The organism is Streptomyces sp. YGL11-2, from assembly GCF_050054615.1.
Taxonomy (GTDB): domain Bacteria; phylum Actinomycetota; class Actinomycetes; order Streptomycetales; family Streptomycetaceae; genus Streptomyces.
This window is the reverse complement of the sequence record NZ_JBNHIN010000086.1, coordinates 1-18,713: the sequence shown is the minus strand read 5'-3', so window position 1 is coordinate 18,713 and position 18,713 is coordinate 1. Positions and strand designations below refer to the sequence as shown.

The window sequence follows — 18,713 nt, the reverse complement described above, 5'->3', positions numbered from 1 at the left end:
ATCACGCGCCCCACCATAGCCAGATACGCGAAAGCCCCGTCCGGCTCTGTGATCTGCAGCAGTGCGGGTGAAACACTCGGGCGCTGACCCGCGGAAACGCGGAGTAGTGGCAACGCGGCGCGACCCCGGCACCTTGGAACACGGGTGCCGGGGTCGCGTGCGTCTAACGTTTTCGCCTGGGCAAGGGGTCTCCGGCGGACGGAGTTGACGCGCGATCAGGTGGGGTAGCCCCTAGTGGGCCGCCAGCAGTGCCCCGATGATGAGCCCAGCCAGAAGCAGGCCCAGNTGCGTCTAACGTTTTCGCCTGGGCAAGGGGTCTCCGGCGGACGGAGTTGACGCGCGATCAGGTGGGGTAGCCCCTAGTGGGCCGCCAGCAGTGCCCCGATGATGAGCCCAGCCAGAAGCAGGCCCAGGGCCACGGGCAGGGGAGCCACTCCGGTGGCTTCGGCTGATGCCCCACGGCGCCGGAACGAGGGAATCCAGACGAGGCCCTGCGAGTCCCCGGTGTGATGGTGGTGGCTGCTGTGGTGGCCCAGTCCCCCGCTGTGATGGTGGCCGCCAAATCCGCCCCCGTGGTGGCCGCCCCCGCTGAACCCTCCGCCGCCGTGCATGGTGTTCACCCCGTAGTCCGTGGTCCGTTCTTCACCGCCGCCTGCCCGGATCTTGGTGGTCTACACCTGAACTGGCCAGGTCGCTCCGTTCCGTCCGTCCACGCCTGAGCTGCTGGGGCGCCGTGCTACCGCGACCGTCAGTGCGGAATGCCCTCGATGATGTCGCGGGCACTTTGATGCAGTGATGATCTTATGAAGCTGACCGGTCACGGGAGGCGCGTTCCTTGGGTTCCGGCAGAGCGTTGCCCGGTACGCGGTAGCCCTCGGCTTCCAGGCGGGCGATGGTCTCGGGCATGGTGAGTCCTTCGGCGCGTAGTTCGTACATGCGTTGGTTGATCTTGGCGCCGGGTGCGTCGTTCATGCTGCGGAGGATAGGGGCGGGCTCTGACAACGGAGGCAGAGAGGCCCCGCCCACGAAATGGGCCGCAGCGCGGAGGCTCACTGTCTGCCGGTTAGAGCGCGTTGTGGATCTCTGCGCATACCTCTGCCGTGGTCGGCCGATCGGCAGGCTTCGGGCTCATCATCTGTTCGATGAGGAGGCCCAGCGGCCCGGGTACGTTGATCGGCCGGTGAGGCTTGTCCACGATGGCCTGGCGCTGGTCTTTCCGGTCGGCGTCGTCCGGGTAGGACACGTGTCTCCAGCCAGTGGCGGAGATGAACCATGAGGCCCCCAGCGCGTACACGTCGGCCTCTTTCGTGGGCACGGCCGTGCCGGACTCCAAGATGCTCTGTGAGATCTCGGGGGCCTCGTAGTGGACTAGGCAGCCTCGGTACTGAAAGTCGTAGCTCCTGGGTACTCCTCCGCCCTGGGCTAGACCCAGGTCGATAAGAAAGGTTCCGGCGGGTCCGAGGATGAAGTGATTGGGCTGCACGTCGCCGTGTGTCCATCCCTCTTCGTGAAGGCCGGCGAGAGCAGTTGCGCACGCGAGTGCGTCGTTCAGGCTTGGCTCCTTGGGGTCTGTGTGATGTCGGCCTGGTCGCCATAGATCGAAGAGGGAAGTTCCGTCGCGCCAGGGCTGTGCACTCCAGGTGCCTTCTGACCATTCGCCGAGAAGGACGCGTTCAGGGGTGATGAGCCGGCGCAGGATGGAGGCTTCACGGGCGGGGGCCAGTGCCGTCCACCCGTGCACTTCGGTTGGATAGCCAAGTTTGACTGCGCAGCGGTCTTTGGGGGTTTGCACGTCCCAGACGGTGGAGCCTCGCCGGTCTACGACGAGTCGCTCGCTTAGCGGCAGCAGGACGCTTCGGACATGGGAGGGGAGTTCGAACGGTCCGCTGTTGGGCATCGTCGGTCCTCTCGGCGGGAGGGACCGGCCCCCTGAATGAGAGGGAGGCCGGTCCGCGGTCGGAGCAGACTACTGGTGGTCAGTTGTAGTAGTCGCGCCCGTCGTCGGAGTCGCCCGTCGGGGGGTTGGGTTCGCCGCCGTCGTCTTCGTCCTCGCCGCCGGACGTGATGTACGGCCGTCCGCAGTCTGAGTCACACTGGCCAGCGTTCCGGCCGTCCACGGTCCACAGCTCGTCGCGGACCATGAAATCGGCCGCCTTGATGGCACGGGCCGTCGCGTTCACAGCCTCGAACGTGCGGCCGGGGCCGCCGGGCCGGGGGTTGTGGTGGAGCATCCGGCCCGCGTGATTCCGGCAGAACTCGCCGTAGTCCTTGGTGTGCAGGATGAATGCATGCAGCGCGTGATCTACGTCGTCCGACGGAACCATGGGGACGGTTGCCGTAGCCGCTGCGGCGACGAAGGCGAGTGCTTGATCCGTCTGACGCTCCGCGAGTTCCGGCGTCTGTCCGAAGTGGGTGACGACGAAGTGAGCGATGCTCTCGAACAGTTCATGATCGACTAACGATCGGCCGGTCTGTAACTCGGTTGTTGTTGCTGTCATCGTGCGTGTTCCCTCCGTGTTGTTGGAGTGGTGCATGCACTTGCTGACCCGCCCTGGTTGCCCGGGGCGGGGGTCTAGTAGGCCCTACCCAGCGAGGTAGGACAGCAGCGTCACCACGGCGACCCACAAGCCAATCACGGCCGCCATGGCAAGGGTTGCTGCTACGACCAGGCCGATCGGGCGAACGCTAGCTTTCCGCTGCTCCTTTTCGCGCCCCTTCTCGGCCTTCTCGTGTGCCTCGTCATTGCACCGCTGGCACCCGGTTGCCTTGTGCTCGTGGCTCATGTGATCGTCCTGCCCCTGGTGATGGGCCGGTGGTGACCCGCCCCCACCAACCGACGGTGCCAGGGAGGTGGGGGCAGGTGGCTTGTGGCGGTCGCCCAGGGCGCCCCTGATTCGCCCGGGGCGACCGCTCGCGCTCCCACGTCTCGGCGTACGCGGGGGAACCGGAGACGGAGCGCGCCCGGCCGTGGCCAGCCGGGGGTGGTGCCCGGCTCCCTGGCGTGGTGCCACCCGGGAACCAGGGAGCGGGAGTTCAAGCGGTTGCCATGACAGCGATGACAATGAAGACCACGGCGGCGACCACGCACAGCGCAAGGATGCTGCCGACGAACCACCCGTCGGGGGTGATCCGTACGCGCTGCCGCCGCCTGCGCCCCGTCATCTGCGCGCCTCCACCCTGAAGCAGTGGAGGCACGGTGTGCGGCCAGCGCCCTCCGCTTTTGTGCGGGAGGCGACGACAACCGCGCGGCTACGTGAGCCGACACGTGCGCAGGTCGGTACGGCGTGGTAGCCGCTATCACTGCCTTCGACGATGTACACGGGGCCGGTATCGGCCGGTCGCTGGTACTCCTCGCCGGGTTCTGCCAGCGCGCGGGCCAGCCGTTCGGCCGTGCCGATGCCGACCCGCCCCAGGTTGATTTGGAGTCTTCCCGCGGAGCTGTCGCCGAGCATCAACTCGGGAAAAATCCTCAGGAGTTGCAGCTGACGGTAGGCGTCGATAGCCGCCCGACCTTCTGTGCGAGCGTCGGTCGTCATCGCTGGTGCTCCGGGTGGTTGCGGAGTTCGATGTTCAGGTCAACAACTTTGGTCTTGTCGCCCCGCGCATCCGCGAGCTGCCGCTCGTGCACCAGCGCCCGGCAGATGTCGCAGCTTGCCGCAGGCTTCGGGGCGGGGCGGGGGAGCCCCAGGCGGACGGGCGGGGTCAGGCGATGGCTCCTAGCTTCGCGGTGCATAGCCGCTCCTCTCCGTAGCGCTTCCACTACCGGGGAGGTTCAGCGTGGGTCATACCTGGGGATGAATCAACTTCCGAATCCTGGAAGCTAAGTTGGCGGAAGGGCGCATGAATCAGAACGAGTTGAACCCGGACGCGTCGCCGCAAGCGGCCTACGGAGCGCGTTTACGCAGGCTGCGCAAGGAACGCGGCTGGACTCAAGTGGACCTAGCCGGACGGATGGACTACTCGGCCGTGCACGTCTCGGGCGTCGAAAATGGCACCAAGTCCCCAACTCTCCGTTTTTCGCGTAGTGCTGACCTTGCCTTTGGTCTTGATGGCACAGCCGATACGTTTGAACGTGAGTACCGCGAGATCAAGCACGGTTCGTTGCTGGAGGGGTTCCCGGAGTACGTCAAGCACGAGAAGACAGCGACGGAGATCCGGCTGTTCCAGCTTGGGCTAGTTCCAGGCTTGTTGCAGACACCCGAGTACGCGCGAACTGTGGCAGAGGGTGACGTGCAGCGCGGGGCCATCACGCCCGAGCAAGCGGAGGAACGCTGTTCCTTTCTTGCTGAGAGGCAAGCAGTGCTGGCGCGCCCCCGACCGCCCATGGTGATTGTGGTGATGGATGAGAGCTGTCTGCGGCATGCAGTCGGCGGCGCCGAGGTGATGGAACGGCAGTTTCAGCGGCTTATCGATGTCGCCTCTCTCCCGAACTGGGTAGTCCACGTGTCTCCCTTTGAGTTGGGAGCGCGGAGATCGTTCAACCTGCCGATCAATCTGCTGACCCTGCCCGATCGATCCGTTGTCGCGTACGCAGAGTCACAGGCACGAGGGCACTTGGAGCGCGAAAGCACTGCCGTACTGCCCATGTTGACGTCATACCATCAGTTGCAGGCCGAAGTGTTGTCGCAGGCGGCATCCGTGGCCATGATCGAGCAGGTACGAAAGGCAATCCCGTGACGACCGAATCTCCCCGTTGGTTCAAGTCCTCCTACAGCAGCAACGGCGGCGACTGCATCGAGGTCGCTGCCAATATCCCCGGAGTCGTCCCTGTACGGGACAGTAAGCACCCGCGCGGCCCGCAGCTCACGCTGACCCGAGAGGCGTTCGCCGGTCTCGTCCAGTTCGCCAAGACTCACGGCTAAGCCGCAGCGGTCCCGACCGGAGCCCCGCCACTTCACCCCTTGATGAAGCAGCGGGGCTCTTTGCCGCTAGTGGGCGGCGGTGGCCTGCCAGACGGTCACGAGCACGCCGACGACGGCGACCAGGGCGGCGATGCTGGGCAGGGGCCATCGGCGCCGTTCGATGGCGTCGAGGCGCTGTTCGTGGTCGGCGAGCTGCCGGTCGGTTTGGTCGGAACGCTGGACGAGGAGGGCGAGGGAGCCGTCGACGCGGGCGAATCCCTTGTCGACGGCGCCTCGGAGGCGTTCCAGTTCGAGGGCGACGTCGCCGGGGTCGCGGTCGGTCACGCGTCGCCTCCACCGTCCTTGCGAGCGAGGGCGCGCAGCTCGACGTCAGTCGGCGGGCCGGTGCGCAGCCAGCCGGGGAGTAGCGCCTGCACGCCGGGCAGTGCCATGACGCGGGCGAGGCCGCCCGCGATGGCGAGGGATCCGGCGACCCACGGCAGGGATGCGGGGATGCCGGAGGCGTCGACGATGGCGGGCAGGAGAACGGCGAGGGCGACGGTGGTCTGCACGACGGTGCGGATGGTGCGTCGGGTGGGGTCGGTCATGGGCGCTTCACTTCACGATCTTGAGTGTCTGGCCGGCGTAGATCCGGTCGGGGTTGCTGATGTGGTTTGCGGCGGAGAGTTTGGCGACGGTCGTTCCGTACCGGGCCGCGATGCCTGAGAGGGTGTCGCCGGACTGCACCGTGTATGTGGCGGCCGGCGGCGAGGGGTGGCTCGGCGGTGCCGTCGTGCCGGTCGCCCATGCTCGCAGCGCGGCCCGGTCGGGGAAGGCCCCGACGTTGGTGTCGAGGGGCTGGTCGGTGTGCTGGTGGAACAGCCACTTCGCCTTGATCCGGGGGCGGCTGGCGGTGACGTAGTCCGCGATCCACAGGCCGTCGCCGGCGTAGGACGTGGTGTCGTGGTTCAGCCAGAAGTCGCGGTTCGCGTACAAGATCACCCGGTGAGTTGGGCGGAGCCGCTTCACCGCGCGTATGAACGCGTCCTTTTCCGCGCACGTCGCGCGGGTTCCTGAGCCGGTGGTCTCCCAGTCGACGGCCAGGACGTCGCCCTCGACGCTGGCGCACTTCTCGACGAAGTACCGGGCCTGCGCTTCGATGTTCCCCGGCCACAGGAAGTGGTAGAAGCCGGTGATCAGCCCGTTTCGGCGGGCGTGGGCAGCCTGGGCGGACTGGCGGGGGTTGATGTACGACGTGCCCTCGGTGGCCTTGATGAACGCGAAGTCCAGACCCTTGGTCGAGTAGGCGCTCGGCTGGTACGAGGAGACGTCGACGCCTCTTACGGTCATGTGTGCCTTCCTTGCATGAGAAAACGCCCGGCGCGGTGCGCTCGGGCGTGCAGTGTGAGGTTGAACAGGTGGTCTGCTGGGTGTGTGGTCAGGCTAGGGCGAGGGCCATGATCGGAATGTCGTGATCGGTGAGCACGCCCGCGTCGGCCTGGTTCAGCTTGGCGGGGGTGTTGGACTGAGCGTTGAGGTACCAGGCGCGGGCGAACGGGGCCCCGAAGAAGAGGTTCGCCGCGGCGACGGGAGCCTCGTTCTGTACGTGGTAGAACGCGTAATCCGAGGTGCCGCCCGTGGTCAGGACCCACGTCAGCCAGTAGCGGCCGGGCGTGAGGACGACCGTCGACGGCATGGCGATCGGCGTTGCGCCGATGTGGTTGTTGATCATCTGCGGTGGGCTGCCGGCCGTCTGCCCGGCCATGTCGAGACCGACCGGAGCTGAGGTGCTGGTGACCTTCGTCCCGTCCTCGCGATAGATGCCCGCGGAGTACCGGTCGGCAGGCACACCCCCGTAGCCACGGGCAAACATGATCACCCTGTTGGCCTGGGTCGGCTCCGTGATGTTGATGCCGCATACGTAAAGCCGCTGGGGCGCAAGGAACTTGGCCACGGGGTTGGCAACCGTGTACGGGTCACACGTCCACGCCTGGAAACCGAGGGCCTGCGGCGTCCAGATGTTGCGGGCGCCGGTTGCCGGCGGGAGCTGCGCGGTGGGTATCCGGCCGCTGGCGTCGAGGCTGGCGACCCCGCCGGCGGCTCCGCGGGCGCTGGCGGCCAGTGCGCCGACGTCGGCGGCGGCGAGCTGCACGGCGCCGGTCTTGCCGTTGACGGACGCGACCGCATCGGCGGTGGGCGGGAGTTGGGCGGTGGGGACGCGGCCGGTGTCGTCGAGCTGGGCGACGCCACCTGGGGCGCCAGCTGCGGCCATAGGGACCGCTCCGACGTCAGCCGCGGCGAGCGTAACCTCGGCGGCAGACTGACCGTTGACAGATTGCACCCGGCCGTCGGCCCCCGGAGCGCCTTGCACGCCGCTCTCACCCTGGAGGCCTGGCTCGCCTTGGGGCCCGGCCGGACCGCGCGTGCCTTCCTGTCCGCGGGGGCCGGCCAGGGAAGCGAGCCATTCGGGCCGGGTGCCCTCAAACCCTTCCGCTTTGGCCACCTCGTACGCGGAAGCGCCCCGAACCGCCAGGTAGTTGGGCTTGGTCGGGTCGGTGGGGGCGACGTCGGCGAGGTCGATCTCGGGCGCCTCAGTGGGCAGCAGGACCTGATACGAGCGGCCGACCGGGATGCCCGACAGGGACTCGGTCACGGTGTACGACCAGCCGTCGGGAACCATGCCGGGCGCATCAGTGGCGGGCAGTGTCGCGCTGATCTGCCCCTGCGCGTCGAGCTGCGCAGTGACCGGCCCACCGAGGATGACATCGGCGGCCGGGAACGTGAGCTGCGCTGGCGCGCGGAACGTCACGCTGCCGGACAGGGGACGGCCGTCAGGGGAGAGGAAACGGCCGCTGACAGTGACGGTGGGGATGGACTTGGGCAGCATGCGCGTGGCCTCCAGGGTTAGGGATGTCCCTTCAAGTGACGTGCAGATCAGTGGTGTTGCCGGTCGGTTCGCCCCGACGTGCCCGCTTGTCGCCCGATGGGGTGGTTTGAACTTCCAAGGCAAGTGCGACGGCGGCCGGCGGTGTCAGGATCGTCTTCTTGCGTTGATCTAGGGGAATGGGGCAAACGTGGTCAAGAAGAGGACTGCGTGCACTCGTATTGTCTCGTCGCTCGTCGCGGCGGCCACTCTCGCAGTGGTCGGGGCCGCTCCCGCTCAGGCGAACATTCCGCCTGTCGGTTCCGAGTTCCAGATCAAGACCGTATTCGAGGGCGCTTTTATGTGCGTGTCTTCGGAGATGAAGGACGCCAGCACCTACGCTCTTGTGCCCTGTGACAGGGAGGCTGCCAACCAGCATTGGAAGCGAACCCCCAATGGGCGGGGCATCGTAAGTGTGGCTACTGGCAACTGCCTCGCTACCGACTCCATCGGTGGCGCGCTCTGCAAGCATGGGAAGCCTGGCGCCGAGCCGTGGCATCAAGGCCGCTACGGTCGGGTGTGGCGGAAGGGCGGCGACTCGATCACCAAGACTTTCTGGCACACGTTCCGGCACAACTTTCATGGACCGGTACTTGGCTTCCTCACACGGACCAACGGAACAACGCCGGAGGAGACGGGTTTCTTCGCCTTCGACATGGTCTAGGTTCCGCGATCGTAAACGAGAAGCCCTGCCGGTCTGGTCTGTTGCTGAAGCGAGGAGTTCGTGGGTCAGCTAGGCCGCCTCGGCGGTGCTGTGCGTGTTTGCGCCCCACATGCCCTGACACCACGCAACCGCGGTGCCGGCCCCGGCGGTGCGGCGGGCCTGGACGAGCAAGGCGGCAGTGTCGCCACGGGAAAGGCCGTGCATGCCGGGGGTGATGCGCTGCGAGGTGAAGACCTCTTTGCCGGTGGCGGTGATGGTGTCGCCAAGCTGGGTGAGGTTGCCGGCGCGTTTGAGCATGAGGCGGGCCTCGGCGGTGGTGCCGGCCGGCGCGAAGATCGACCACTGTGCGGCGAGCACGGCGTGTTGCGTCCAGATGGTTCCGGCGTGGGTGGTGGTCCAGTCGGAGGCGGTGACGGTGGCGCTGGGGGCGAGGGGGATGGGTACCCACGGGCGGCCGAGGTAACCGTCGGCGTACCCGTCGTCCATGACGATCGGTGAGGGGTACCCGCCGCGGGCGAACAGCCGGACCATTTGGGATGCGGTGTTGTCGTTGCCGCCGACCTCCAGGGCGACGCCGGTCCCGTCCTCGCGGGCCATGCTCACGCCGTAGCGACCCGTGGCGAACTGTCCAACACCGAGAATCTGCGCGCCGCCCGGCGCGCGGACGTCGAGGCTGCCGCCCTCGCCGATGACCACGGCGCCATGGTTGATCTGTGTCATGGCCGGTCGGGTCTGTGCCCGGCCGGCCAGCTCGCGAACTTGCCGTTCGAGGGTGCGAATGCGGTCGAGGAGGTCGAGCGGAACGGCAGCCATCAGGACGCCTCCAGGTAAAGTTTCGCGGTTTCGGGTCGGCCGCGTTCGGGTGGGGTGAGGGCCAGGCCGACGACGCGGTACCGCTCGTCGAGCCCTTCGGCCCACCACAGGTCACGGATCCGCAGACGGACCACAGCGCCCAGCAGCGCAGGGGATATACGCCCGTCCACGTGCACGGTGACCTCGGGAATGGCTGCCGGGTGGCGGGCGGCGGCCCAGTCGGCGCGGGCATGCGCATCGAGGGTGGGCTGCTGCTCAACGGTCGAGTAGTCACTGCTGCCGTCCAGGCGAGGCCAGCCGGCGGCGATGTCCCCATCGGCGACCAGAAGGGCGGAGGTCAACGGCGTGGAGTCCTGCGCTTGGTTGTTGTTGATCGTCGCGCCGCGGGACTGCCAGGCGTTGGCCTGCTTGGTGGCGTCCACGGGCCAGCTGTAGGACAGCACCGGGCCGGGGTGGTCGAGCACGATGTCGGCGGTGCCGGTCCGTATGACAGGCGAGCCGAGTTGGAGACGTTTGACGCGCCGACCCGAGGCCGGGTCGCGGTAGCTGGCGATGCGCCACTCGAACCCGCCGTCGGCCGCGCTTAGTTGGGTGATCAGGTCTCGGATGGTGGGCAGGTCATAGCGAGAATACGAACGGTCGCGCCGGGTGCCGGAGGGCTGTGGGTCGCACTCGATGCCGATGTCTCCGCCCGGCGTGTGCTGCACGTAGTCGATCAGGTTCCGGACGATGTCGAACTGGTCCACATCATCGACGCGTTGGGAGTCAAAGAGCAGTCGGTGATCGAGGTACGAGTCCCAGGTTCCGGCCTGGATTTGTATGGACAGAAATCCGCGATCAGTTGACTGAACCTCAGCGGTCCATAGCACGCCACCCCACCAGATTTCGCGTCCGCGCTCGACCCAGACCGCTGTGCGGCCTGGCTGCAACACAGCGCGAATTCGCGCCGCAAGTACGGGATTTGGCACGGGGATGGTGGCCGACAAACTTCCGGTCTTACCGATCCAGTCGTCGAGAGCGAGCTGCTGCACCGGTAGTGCATCGATCAGCTGATCGGTGCGCAGGTCGCACAGCAGTACTCGGTAGGCGGGGACGATCGCGGATCACCCCCTGATTGCCGAAACGAACTGCTTGCGCGGCGTCATGCGCGAACAAGGGACTTTGGTGGGTCAGTTGATGAAGCCTGGTGGTCGATATGCCACTCGTGTCCGTCTTGATCTGGTCAACGCGCATTCGGGATGAAATTCCATGACACACATGGCGATATGACACTCAAAACATTGATGCAGTATTGCTAGTTGCTCGGTTGACACCCGCTTCGCGGAAATGATGGTGTTGATCGTGACCAGTCCGAATTGACCAGCGGACATCTGTGTTTTGAAAACGGGAGGACTTTCTTGTTCACTCACCGCAGCGCCAAATTTGCTGTCTCTGCTATAACCCTCGCAGCGACACTGGGAGTTGCTGCTCCCTCCGCCATGGCTGCCACACCGGCTTCACAGGACCAGCCCGCGAACGTTTTCGTCAATCGTGGACAGGTGGCGAAGTTCGCTACTACCTCCACGTTCAAGATCAACCTGCCGAAGGGTGACCACGCTGTCCTCACCCCCCGCGGCGTCCGGTTCCTTGACGCCAACGGGCAGGTGGTCGGTGGTATGGCGCGCCAAGACATCAAGGACACGGCCGGGAAGGTCCACAAGGCCACCTGGACTCTCAACGGCGACCAGGTCACGCAGACGATCTCTGATGTGAACGGCTCCACGATTGAAGGCACCCTGGTTCGGCCGGCGGCCCCGGGCCAGATGTCTGCACGTAGCATCGACTGGGACTGCATTATGGACGGTGCGGGAGCTGCCGCGGGTGGGCTTGGCCTTGCTGGTGCTGCCCTCACCGCTCCGATGACCGCCGGAACGTCGCTGGCCGCCGCTGGGGCTTTCGTTGGCGGAGCGGCATCGGCGGCCAAGGGCTTCGCCGACAACTGTGTTTAAGGACTGCTGACAATGCATATCGGACGGGTACTCATCACCTTCGCGCTCTTCGGTGCGCTCGCTATGACGGCTATCGGTTTCTGGCGTGGTGATGTGTGGGGCATCATCCTGGGCCTTTACTTGGTATGCACCACGGCCGGTGGCACGGTCGTGATCTGGCGAGCCCGCCGATAGAAAGTACGCCTCGGTAGCTACGCCAGCATGCTGATGTCCCGCCATCGGTATTTGCTACACCCCGTCAGGCGGGGCGTGCTGGCGTAGCTCCGGGGCAGCGCAGGTCGCACAGAAGGACGCGGTAGGCGCTGGTGTCATGCCGGGCCCTCCCACCGCAGCGCGGCATAGCTGTACCGCCCCGGGACGTTGTCCAGCGCGGCTGACGTGTAAAGGCTCACCTCGATGTAGTCGCCGGCCTTCAGCACGACGGGGAGGGCAGCGGCGCTCCCCTGCCCACCATTGGAGCGGGCGACGAAAGACATGTGCCATTCCTGGACGCCACCGTTCTTCACGACCAGGACGCGAGCCTGCTCGGCGCCGCCCGGCCAGGTCTGTTGCGCGTAAGTGGTGTAAAGCCCTGCGACGGGGGCGACGAGACGGGTGGGGTTCGTCGGCGTCCACATCGAGGTGTCGGAACGCGCATCCACCCCGGTCCATCGCACTGGGGTGTAGCGACTCGCCGCAAGGCTGTAGAGGTCATCCTTGCGGACGGCGACGTAATGGCGCTCGGCCACGCTGCGCCAGTCGTTCCCGTCCCAGCGTTCCAGCCCGGTGCCGTTGTCGCGGTACTGCCCGTCATAGGCGCCTGGGAAGCTGAGCCCCCAGCCGCGGGGGATGATCCCGCCAGCCGAAGCGGTGTAGCGGCGCCGGTCGGCCAGCGCACTTGACCAGTTGATCCCACCGACCCCGGCGGAGGCGCCGGCCGGGACGGTCACCTCCCACAGCCGCAGCGCGGCCGGCGGCAGCGCGGGGGCGGTCGGGGTTGCCGAGGGGGTGCCCTGAATGACCTCGATGGTGACGGCGGTCTGCTCGCTGGTGTCATACAGCCCGTCCTGGACCCGCAGTACGACGGCGTCGACGCGGCCGTACTGGGGGTCGCCGTCGGCGAGCGTCACTGTCTCGGGTGAGGTCACCACGATCGGGTACGCGCCCTGTGGTGTGGTGCCCTGAACCAGGGCGCGGCCGGTGCCGATCTGGAGTTGCATCGGCCCTACGCCGGACGCGGCGAGGGGGTTTCCACCGGCGATCACCCCATCTCGCGAGGTGAGTTCGGAGGTAGGCGCCATGGGACCAACGGGGGCGAGGCGGGTGTCTTCTCGGGTCTGTCCGGTGGGCAGCAGCCATGCGGCGCGCACGGTCACGGGCGGTCTCCTTACCAGTAGGCCGAGCGCCACCGCAGGACGGCGGTCGCGCGGGGGTCGGTGAATCCGGGGGCGGCGCGAAACGCCCAGGGCGTTGTGCCGGGGTGCAGGGTGAGGGTCTGCTCGGGGACCGAGCGGGCGGTCGCGTCGCTCAGTCGTGAGGCGGTGCCGTTGAGCGTGACCGTGCCGGCCGCGGTGTCGACGAGCAGCTCGTCGCCGTCGGCGAGGGCGGTGTCGTACTCGATTACGTCGCCGGTCGCGAGGTTGGTGAGGCTGGGCCGGTCGACCGGTCCCCGGAACGTGATGGTCGGGTGTGTGTCGGTGGTGCCGTTGTTGGTGGCGATAGTGGTGCCGGTGGAGCCAGGCGCCCCGAAGTCCATTGGCCAGGCGAGGTGTTCGGGGCCCGGGTCGAGGTGCCAGTCGAGGCCCGGCTCGGCGGCCGGCAACCTGATCTCCGCGCGTTGCTCGATCAGGCTGTAACGGCGGGGGTCGCTGGCCTCGAACTGAATCGCTCCGCCCGTCGCGACACCTATGCGGTAGCCGGAGTCGACGGGTACGGAATGCCGCAGGCACCGGACGTAGGCCAGCAGCGGCGGCGCGTCGTCGAGACGGACCACAAGCGGTAGTTCGTCGTCGTGGAACGCCAGGTACGCGCCCAACTCCCTTACCGCCGCGGTCATCGCGCCGGGCGCGGTGCGCAGCACGACACCGTCGACCGTGATCGTGCGGGGCTGCGCCAGGAGCCGGCCGGGGATCGCCCCGTGTGCGCCGGACCGCGCCACGGTGCCGGAGTCGACGCCGGGGGAGTCCTCCCAGCCGGCGAGCTTTTGCCAGCGCACGGCCGTGCCGGGGCCGAGCAGCAGCTCGCCGAACTGAATGTGTCCGGGGAGGGTGACCAGATCACCCGCAGCCATGATTGGGGTCACCCCCTGCCCTTCATCTGCCAGGCCAGCGCGGCGGCGAGCTGGTCGGCGGACTGTCCGCCGGCGTGCCAGTTCTCAATGTGGAGCGTCGTCCCCCAACCACCGCTTTGTGGAACGGCGTTGCCCGGTGCGGCGCCAGCCGGTGCGAGCTGTGGGGCGGTGGGGACGGACACCAGCGACCGCATGGTGCGGTCGACCGCAGGGGCGCCGGACTTGATGCCCTCGACGATGCCCGACGGAATGTGCCGGCCGATCTGATCACGCATCACGCGCGAGGGTGAATGGATCCCCAGTGCGCGAGCGATCGGCCCGGGGATCAGATCCTTCGCCCACCCGGCGAGGGTGCTGGCCAGCCAGGGACCCATGTTCTGGATCCCGCGCCACAGACCCAAGATCAGGTCACAGCCCTTGCCGTAGAGCATGGATCCGAAGTCGCCGAAGTACGACACGATGCGTCCAGGCAGGCCGCGGACCCAGTCGAGCATTTCGCCGGCCTTGCGCTTCGTACCGTCCTTGATCGCTGACCAGTGCTTGATGATCAGCCCGACGAGGGTCCAGTTCAGGAAGAAGTCGACGATGCGCTGCGGCAGTGCCTTTACCCAATCGACGATGGCGTTCCAGACCCGGACGGTGCCGGCCTTGATGTCGTCCCAGTGTTTGATGATGATCCCGACGAGGGTGAAGTTCAGGAACAGATCGAGTAGCCACTGACCGACTGACTTGATCTTGTTCCAGACCCACTCCCAGGCGGCGGCTGTGGCGCTCTTGATGGCGTCCCACTTGGCGACGATGAGCGCCACCAGGCCCACCACGGCGGTGATGATCCAGCCGACGGGGCCCATAGCCAAAACCCAGGCAGCAGCCATCCGCGCGGCCTGAATGAGGCTCTGCGTGCCCATGAGGACCCATGCCCCCACCACGCGCGCACCGGCAGCGGCGGCGGCGCCGCCCTGCGCCACCCAACCGGCAAGGATGGTGGCGTTGGTGACCACGAACCGACCAGCAGCGGTAACGCTGGCGGCGGTCTGTGTGGCCCAGCTCGTCACCACCGCCGCGCCCGTGGTGCCTGCCTGGGCGGCGAGCGTGATCAGGGTGGGGAGCATGAGCGTGGTGATCACGCCGGCCGCGATGCCAAGGGCGGTGGAGTGCTCGGAAATGAAGCTGCTGGCGGTCTTGAACGCGCGGCCGAGGCCGCCGTCGCCGAGCCAGTTCACGAGCTTCTCAATCGCCGGGACGACGTAGGTACCGAGTACCTCGACAACTCCCTGCATCAACTTGCGTTTGAACACCTCGACTTTGGTCGCGGCGTTGTCGCGCATGGCGTTGCCCGCACCGTCGGCGGCGCCCTTGACGTCCCCCAACGCCTTGACGGCGCTGGACGGATCCAGCGAGTACAGTGCGTCGCCGAGATCCTCGGCCTTGGTGCCGAACAACTCGGTCGCAATCGCGTTGCGTTCGATGGGGTCTTTAACGGCCCGCAGGGTGTCGAGGGTCTTGTCGAGGGCGCCGTTCGCGCTGCTGCCGCCCTTGCCGATGGCGGCGAACATGGCGTCGGCGTTCAGGTGGAGTTTCTCGAACCCGCCCCGGACCTTGTCCGACCCGGCAACGGCCTCGATGCTGAATTCCTTGATGGTGTCGGCGACGACGTCCGCGTCCCTGGCACCGCCCTTGAGACCCTGCTGAATGAGCCCCATGGCCTGCTGCCCGGACAGGCCCATGTTCCGGAACTGAGTGCCGTACTCCGTGAACGTGTCGAGCAAATCCTCGGCGGAATTCGCGCCGCGCTGCGTACCGCGCACGAGTACGTCCATGGCCTCGTCGGCGTTCTTGGCCAGGCCGGTTCGCATCATCTGGCCGACGGATCGGGTGACGGCGGATACGTCCTCGCCCATGACCGAGGCGGTGTCGGCCACGCGCTTGCCCATGGTGGTGATCTGCTGCTCGGTCGCCTCGGGCGGCAGCAGACCAGCCCGCGCAATGCCCTTGATCGCCTCGGCACCGTCTTGGACGCTGTCGACGATCGCCCCGGAATACAGCGCACCCGCAGCCTTGCCGTACTTCGCGGCGGCTGGCCCGCTGGCGCCGAGCTGCGCCTGCAACTGGCCGGGGATCTTGGCCTGTTCGAGGGCCTCGCCGATCCCGCCGACCAGGGCGGTACCGATGGCGAGGCCGACCGCGGCGGCGGCGAGCTTCTTGAGCCCCTTCTGTATGGCCTCGGCGGCACGGTTGCCGCCCCGGTCGGCGCCGCGCTCGACGCCGTCGCCGAGCTGGTTGCCGGCCTGCCGTCCGGAGCGGTCCGCGCTGGCGGCCATGCGGTCGCCGCCGGCGCGCAGCGCGGCCTCGGCACGCTGCACACCCGTGCGGGCTCCGGAGTCGTCGACGGTGATCGTTGCGGCGAGTTCGCCGACACGCAGAGCCACGGCGCATCACCTCCGGACGGTCGTGCCTCCCGCGGGTGCGGGGGCGGAGGGCGGGGGTGTGAGCGCGCGGGCGAGGCGGGACTCGGCGGAGAGAAGGGCGAGGATGCGCACACGCAGCCAGCGCCAGGACCGGGTCCGCAGCAGTGCCCGGTCGCCGATGTCGATGCCGTAGATCTCGTGTAGGTCGGCCTCGATCAGCGGCCAGTGGGCGAGGATCTTGGCCCAGGTCAGCGCGGGCGGCTGCCCTTGCCCCGGGCGCGGGCGGGGGGTGCCTTCGGGCCACTCGTACCACTCGTAGAGCCCCGACTCGGGGTCGACTTCGCCGCGCCCGACCGGGCCCGGCGCGTCTCCCGGTTCGGGGCCAGACGAGAAGGGTCGCCGCCCGCGTTCCAGAAGCGTTCGGCCGCGGCCTTGTCCTGCGTGATCCACACCATGGCGGTCAGGGCGGCGTGTTTGAGGGCGGGCCAGGGAACGGCGTCGGCGACCATCTGCGCGTGCGCGCTGCCGAGCACCTCGGCATACAGGTCCCGCTCGGCGGCGTCCCCGAGCACCTGCTCGTCGACGCATCCGCCGTCGGCCGCCACCGCCGCGGCGTTCAGCAGCGCCTGCGTGCGCAGACCTACCTCGGCGGAAGGCGCCGGAACGGTGTACGTCTTGCCCCGGATGGGGAGCTGAATGGTTTCGTCGAGTAGCTCGTCGAGCGCCTCGAACCCCACTACACGTCACCCCCCTTCTTGTTCACCGGCGGCGCGTCGGCGGCCGGGTTGGTGATCTCTGTAAGCGGCCCGCTGCCGGTAAGGGTGACCTTGATGGTGTCGACTTCGTCCGGCCCGCCGCCCTCGGGCTCCCAGGTGACCAGGGCGGTGCCCTCTTGGGCGTCTGGGGCGCCGTTGCGGTCGTAGTAGCGCACGCGGACGTAGGAGGCGGCGCCGAACGACATGCTTGCCTTTCGCAAGGCTTCCTGTGCGGCGTTGAATACGCCCGTGACGGGGTGGGCGCGGTGGGCGAGGGTGACCTCGACCGACCAGGCAAGCATCGTTACGGCCTGCTCCGACCAGCCCTCGGCGTCGTAGGTGGTCACGTCCTGCTGCGTGGGCTCCACCTTGGGGGTGAACTCGGTGATGCCGGGAATCACGGCCCATGCGGGGGTGCCGTCCTTGCTCGTGTCCAGCTCCAGCCGGTAGCGGCGGGCCAGCGCGGTCACGGTCTCGGCCGGCGGCGTCGGGGTTGCCATCGTGGCGCCTCCTATTCGAGGTATCGGGCCGCGCGGTGGGCGCGGGCGTAGTAGTTGCTGCTGCGCTCCATACGGCCGGCAGAGTCGGCACCGATCGGCACAGCCGAAGCGCGATAGAGAAGCTGCACGCGGGCCGCACCCCAGGCATGGGGGCCGGAGCCGTGCAGCACGTCGAACACCGCGTCGTCGAGGGCGTCAACGTCGCGCGGGTCCGGACCCGTTCGGGTGCGTACCTGTATGCCGGTGGTGGTGTCGGTGAGCTGCGGCGACTCGGTGACTGGGTAAGCGGATAGGCAGATGATGCGGTCGGGAGTGGGAGGGGTAGTGGCTACGGTGATCGCGGTCTCGTCCGGGGCGTATCTGCCGCTGGGGAGGTAGATACCGACACCCTGCTCATGCAGCAGCCGGGCGAGGCCGTCGAGGAGGTCGGCGGTGTAGCTCATGAGCGCAGCGCCCGCCGAACCTGCGCGGCGATCAACGCCTGTACCGTCGCCGACTCCTGCGGCAGTACAGACTCCAGATACTTCGCCGAACGGCCCGAAGAATGCCGGGCGTTGAGATCCTCATGCACCCGGCGGGCGTACCGGGTGTCGTAGGAGACGGCCGCGACGAGCTGCTGCTCGTCGACCGATGCGGCGCCCGATCGTTCGAGGGTGCCCTCGGCGATCGGCACCCGTTGACGGCTGGCCTGGAGGATGTGCTCGGCGCCGAGCAGCGCGCCGCGGGAGGCAGCCTGCTGGATGGCGGCGGTTGCGGCCTGGCCGTTCCAGTGCAGGCGGGCGGACTGGCTCATTCGCACGTCACCTCCGTACACGCAGGGACAGGGAGACCGGGGGCGGTGTGCCGGGCGACGGTGAGTGCGGTGGTGGTGCGCCCGTCGGGCAGGGTGACCTGACTCCCGGGTGGGCAGTCGAGCGTCGGCCCGGCAATCACGGTCGCCGTTGCCGTGACCTGGCGGCCGTCGGCGGTGCGCACCAGGCGCGGGGCTTCGTCCACCAGGGCGCGCACGTTGGGGATGGCGTGCCGGTACTGGGCCCCGTAGGCGCCCTCGCCGGCGTACGGCTCGACGGTGATCCGGTGCCGCAGCAGTACCGCCGGTACCTGTGTCACCACGGCCACACCACCCCGGGCTCAAGCCCTGCGCGGCGCAGGGCGCGGGCGGCGCGCGGGGCCAGCTCGACACCGCCGGCGCCCGGCGGCTGCCCGGACCGACCCGACAGGGACACCGGGCCGATACTGACCGAGTCCCAGATGCCGCCGGCGCCGGTGCCGTCGTCGCCGGTGGCGAGCCAGTGCTCGACCTGCGCGCACACGGCATCGGCCAGAGCGGCGCGCACCCGCGCGTCGAGGGCGTCGCCGTCCTCGTCGACCGCGTACACCGCGGTCAGCAGCGCACTGTCGACGTCCTCGGACGCGCGAGTGAGCAGCCGCTCGGCGCCGTCCGGGGCGGGCTCGCCGAGGTAGGCGGCGAGCTGCTCGGGGGTGGCGTACAGGCGGCGCAACATCACTCCCCCGAAACGGTCGGGTTGACCTTGATCCCGCGCCACACCGC

Annotated in this window: 24 protein-coding genes and 2 pseudogenes; 4 read left to right on the top strand and 22 right to left on the bottom strand. The window is 68.0% G+C overall.

All coding sequences use genetic code 11. From position 1 onward, the window contains the following. Positions 1–801: 801 nt before the first annotated feature. From ACO1BR_RS41790 to ACO1BR_RS41760, 7 genes and pseudogenes are all read right to left on the bottom strand, one after another. Positions 802–972, bottom strand: coding sequence for a hypothetical protein (locus ACO1BR_RS41790; protein ID WP_426800356.1), 171 nt, complete (start codon positions 970–972; stop codon positions 802–804). A gap of 91 nt (positions 973–1,063) precedes the next feature. Next, on the bottom strand, positions 1,064–1,897 hold the full coding sequence (locus tag ACO1BR_RS41785; protein WP_426800355.1) for a protein kinase domain-containing protein: 834 nt from the start codon (positions 1,895–1,897) through the stop codon (positions 1,064–1,066). Between the two features lie 169 nt (positions 1,898–2,066). After that, positions 2,067–2,498 (bottom strand): annotated as a pseudogene (locus ACO1BR_RS41780) (hypothetical protein); the annotation flags it as partial. Positions 2,499–2,582: 84 nt separating this feature from the next. Then, the gene (locus tag ACO1BR_RS41775) at positions 2,583–2,783 is read right to left on the bottom strand and encodes a hypothetical protein (RefSeq protein ID WP_426800354.1); all 201 of its coding nucleotides are present in this window, start codon (positions 2,781–2,783) and stop codon (positions 2,583–2,585) included. A 250-nt stretch (positions 2,784–3,033) separates the two neighbouring features. Further along, positions 3,034–3,162, bottom strand: a complete 129-nt coding sequence (locus ACO1BR_RS41770; protein ID WP_426800353.1) for a hypothetical protein — start codon at positions 3,160–3,162, stop codon at positions 3,034–3,036. Next, on the bottom strand, positions 3,159–3,536 hold the full coding sequence (locus tag ACO1BR_RS41765; RefSeq protein ID WP_426800352.1) for a hypothetical protein: 378 nt from the start codon (positions 3,534–3,536) through the stop codon (positions 3,159–3,161). The genes ACO1BR_RS41770 and ACO1BR_RS41765 overlap by 4 nt, the downstream gene beginning before the upstream one ends. Next, complete coding sequence (locus ACO1BR_RS41760; RefSeq protein ID WP_426800351.1) at positions 3,533–3,733, bottom strand: hypothetical protein; 201 nt, start codon at positions 3,731–3,733, stop codon at positions 3,533–3,535. Before ACO1BR_RS41760 ends, ACO1BR_RS41765 begins: the two co-directional genes overlap by 4 nt. A gap of 107 nt (positions 3,734–3,840) precedes the next feature. Between ACO1BR_RS41760 and ACO1BR_RS41755 the strand changes: the two genes are divergently transcribed. Both ACO1BR_RS41755 and ACO1BR_RS41750 read left to right on the top strand, forming a co-directional pair. After that, positions 3,841–4,677, top strand: a complete 837-nt coding sequence (locus ACO1BR_RS41755) for a helix-turn-helix domain-containing protein (protein ID WP_426800350.1) — start codon at positions 3,841–3,843, stop codon at positions 4,675–4,677. After that, positions 4,674–4,862, top strand: a complete 189-nt coding sequence (locus ACO1BR_RS41750) for a DUF397 domain-containing protein (RefSeq protein WP_426800349.1) — start codon at positions 4,674–4,676, stop codon at positions 4,860–4,862. Before ACO1BR_RS41755 ends, ACO1BR_RS41750 begins: the two co-directional genes overlap by 4 nt. Before the next feature lie 66 nt (positions 4,863–4,928). Here the strand turns inward: ACO1BR_RS41750 and ACO1BR_RS41745 are convergent, their stop codons facing one another. From ACO1BR_RS41745 to ACO1BR_RS41730, 4 genes and pseudogenes are all read right to left on the bottom strand, one after another. Further along, positions 4,929–5,186 carry a hypothetical protein gene (locus ACO1BR_RS41745; RefSeq protein WP_426800348.1) on the bottom strand — a complete coding sequence of 86 codons (258 nt, stop codon included), beginning with the start codon at positions 5,184–5,186 and terminating at the stop codon, positions 4,929–4,931. Beyond that, on the bottom strand, positions 5,183–5,449 hold the full coding sequence (locus ACO1BR_RS41740) for a hypothetical protein (protein ID WP_426800347.1): 267 nt from the start codon (positions 5,447–5,449) through the stop codon (positions 5,183–5,185). The genes ACO1BR_RS41745 and ACO1BR_RS41740 overlap by 4 nt, the downstream gene beginning before the upstream one ends. A 193-nt stretch (positions 5,450–5,642) precedes the next feature. Further along, positions 5,643–6,191 (bottom strand): annotated as a pseudogene (locus ACO1BR_RS41735) (GH25 family lysozyme); the annotation flags it as partial. A gap of 88 nt (positions 6,192–6,279) precedes the next feature. Beyond that, positions 6,280–7,728 (bottom strand): hypothetical protein, encoded by a 1,449-nt coding sequence (locus ACO1BR_RS41730; protein WP_426800346.1) that lies wholly within the window; start codon positions 7,726–7,728, stop codon positions 6,280–6,282. A gap of 187 nt (positions 7,729–7,915) precedes the next feature. Between ACO1BR_RS41730 and ACO1BR_RS41725 the strand changes: the two genes are divergently transcribed. After that, entirely contained in the window at positions 7,916–8,428 is a 513-nt protein-coding gene (locus ACO1BR_RS41725) for a hypothetical protein (protein ID WP_426800345.1), read from the top strand. Between the two features lie 69 nt (positions 8,429–8,497). Here the strand turns inward: ACO1BR_RS41725 and ACO1BR_RS41720 are convergent, their stop codons facing one another. Then, positions 8,498–9,241, bottom strand: coding sequence for a hypothetical protein (locus ACO1BR_RS41720; RefSeq protein WP_426800344.1), 744 nt, complete (start codon positions 9,239–9,241; stop codon positions 8,498–8,500). Further along, a complete protein-coding gene (locus ACO1BR_RS41715; RefSeq protein WP_426800343.1) occupies positions 9,241–10,272 on the bottom strand; it encodes a hypothetical protein in 1,032 nt (343 codons plus the stop codon). Before ACO1BR_RS41715 ends, ACO1BR_RS41720 begins: the two co-directional genes overlap by 1 nt. A gap of 507 nt (positions 10,273–10,779) precedes the next feature. On the opposite strand from ACO1BR_RS41715, the gene ACO1BR_RS41710 reads away from it, so the two are divergent. After that, a complete protein-coding gene (locus ACO1BR_RS41710; protein WP_426800342.1) occupies positions 10,780–11,229 on the top strand; it encodes a hypothetical protein in 450 nt (149 codons plus the stop codon). Between the two features lie 308 nt (positions 11,230–11,537). Here the strand turns inward: ACO1BR_RS41710 and ACO1BR_RS41705 are convergent, their stop codons facing one another. The 9 genes from ACO1BR_RS41705 to ACO1BR_RS41665 all read right to left on the bottom strand — a co-directional run. Then, a complete protein-coding gene (locus tag ACO1BR_RS41705) occupies positions 11,538–12,584 on the bottom strand; it encodes a hypothetical protein (protein ID WP_426800341.1) in 1,047 nt (348 codons plus the stop codon). A gap of 11 nt (positions 12,585–12,595) precedes the next feature. Continuing rightward, a complete protein-coding gene (locus tag ACO1BR_RS41700; RefSeq protein ID WP_426800340.1) occupies positions 12,596–13,498 on the bottom strand; it encodes a phage distal tail protein in 903 nt (300 codons plus the stop codon). 8 nt (positions 13,499–13,506) lie between these two features. After that, positions 13,507–15,927: a phage tail tape measure protein gene (locus tag ACO1BR_RS41695; RefSeq protein ID WP_426800339.1), complete on the bottom strand. Its 2,421-nt coding sequence runs from the start codon at positions 15,925–15,927 to the stop codon at positions 13,507–13,509. A gap of 227 nt (positions 15,928–16,154) precedes the next feature. Beyond that, positions 16,155–16,643 carry a DUF7426 family protein gene (locus ACO1BR_RS41690; RefSeq protein ID WP_426800338.1) on the bottom strand — a complete coding sequence of 163 codons (489 nt, stop codon included), beginning with the start codon at positions 16,641–16,643 and terminating at the stop codon, positions 16,155–16,157. Further along, positions 16,643–17,161 (bottom strand): phage tail tube protein, encoded by a 519-nt coding sequence (locus tag ACO1BR_RS41685; RefSeq protein WP_426800337.1) that lies wholly within the window; start codon positions 17,159–17,161, stop codon positions 16,643–16,645. The genes ACO1BR_RS41690 and ACO1BR_RS41685 overlap by 1 nt, the downstream gene beginning before the upstream one ends. 11 nt (positions 17,162–17,172) lie before the next feature. After that, entirely contained in the window at positions 17,173–17,604 is a 432-nt protein-coding gene (locus ACO1BR_RS41680; RefSeq protein ID WP_426800336.1) for a minor capsid protein, read from the bottom strand. Next, positions 17,601–17,954, bottom strand: coding sequence for a hypothetical protein (locus ACO1BR_RS41675; protein ID WP_426800335.1), 354 nt, complete (start codon positions 17,952–17,954; stop codon positions 17,601–17,603). The genes ACO1BR_RS41680 and ACO1BR_RS41675 overlap by 4 nt, the downstream gene beginning before the upstream one ends. After that, positions 17,951–18,274, bottom strand: a complete 324-nt coding sequence (locus ACO1BR_RS41670) for a hypothetical protein (protein WP_426800334.1) — start codon at positions 18,272–18,274, stop codon at positions 17,951–17,953. The genes ACO1BR_RS41675 and ACO1BR_RS41670 overlap by 4 nt, the downstream gene beginning before the upstream one ends. Further along, positions 18,268–18,713 (bottom strand): hypothetical protein (locus ACO1BR_RS41665; RefSeq protein WP_426800333.1); only part of this gene is annotated, 446 nt, incomplete at its 5' end. The genes ACO1BR_RS41670 and ACO1BR_RS41665, both read right to left, overlap by 7 nt.

Bases quoted from the DNA above. Each gene is read 5' to 3' on its own strand.
- ACO1BR_RS41790 (WP_426800356.1), bottom strand. From the start codon at position 972: ATGAACGACGCACCCGGCGCCAAGATCAACCAACGCATGTACGAACTA.
- ACO1BR_RS41785 (WP_426800355.1), bottom strand. From the start codon at position 1,897: ATGCCCAACAGCGGACCGTTCGAACTCCCCTCCCATGTCCGAAGCGTC.
- ACO1BR_RS41775 (WP_426800354.1), bottom strand. From the start codon at position 2,783: ATGAGCCACGAGCACAAGGCAACCGGGTGCCAGCGGTGCAATGACGAG.
- ACO1BR_RS41770 (WP_426800353.1), bottom strand. From the start codon at position 3,162: ATGACGGGGCGCAGGCGGCGGCAGCGCGTACGGATCACCCCCGACGGG.
- ACO1BR_RS41765 (WP_426800352.1), bottom strand. From the start codon at position 3,536: ATGACGACCGACGCTCGCACAGAAGGTCGGGCGGCTATCGACGCCTAC.
- ACO1BR_RS41760 (WP_426800351.1), bottom strand. From the start codon at position 3,733: ATGCACCGCGAAGCTAGGAGCCATCGCCTGACCCCGCCCGTCCGCCTG.
- ACO1BR_RS41755 (WP_426800350.1), top strand. From the start codon at position 3,841: ATGAATCAGAACGAGTTGAACCCGGACGCGTCGCCGCAAGCGGCCTAC.
- ACO1BR_RS41740 (WP_426800347.1), bottom strand. From the start codon at position 5,449: ATGACCGACCCCACCCGACGCACCATCCGCACCGTCGTGCAGACCACC.
- ACO1BR_RS41730 (WP_426800346.1), bottom strand. From the start codon at position 7,728: ATGCTGCCCAAGTCCATCCCCACCGTCACTGTCAGCGGCCGTTTCCTC.
- ACO1BR_RS41720 (WP_426800344.1), bottom strand. From the start codon at position 9,241: ATGGCTGCCGTTCCGCTCGACCTCCTCGACCGCATTCGCACCCTCGAA.
- ACO1BR_RS41700 (WP_426800340.1), bottom strand. From the start codon at position 13,498: ATGGCTGCGGGTGATCTGGTCACCCTCCCCGGACACATTCAGTTCGGC.
- ACO1BR_RS41685 (WP_426800337.1), bottom strand. From the start codon at position 17,161: ATGGCAACCCCGACGCCGCCGGCCGAGACCGTGACCGCGCTGGCCCGC.
- ACO1BR_RS41680 (WP_426800336.1), bottom strand. From the start codon at position 17,604: ATGAGCTACACCGCCGACCTCCTCGACGGCCTCGCCCGGCTGCTGCAT.
- ACO1BR_RS41675 (WP_426800335.1), bottom strand. From the start codon at position 17,954: ATGAGCCAGTCCGCCCGCCTGCACTGGAACGGCCAGGCCGCAACCGCC.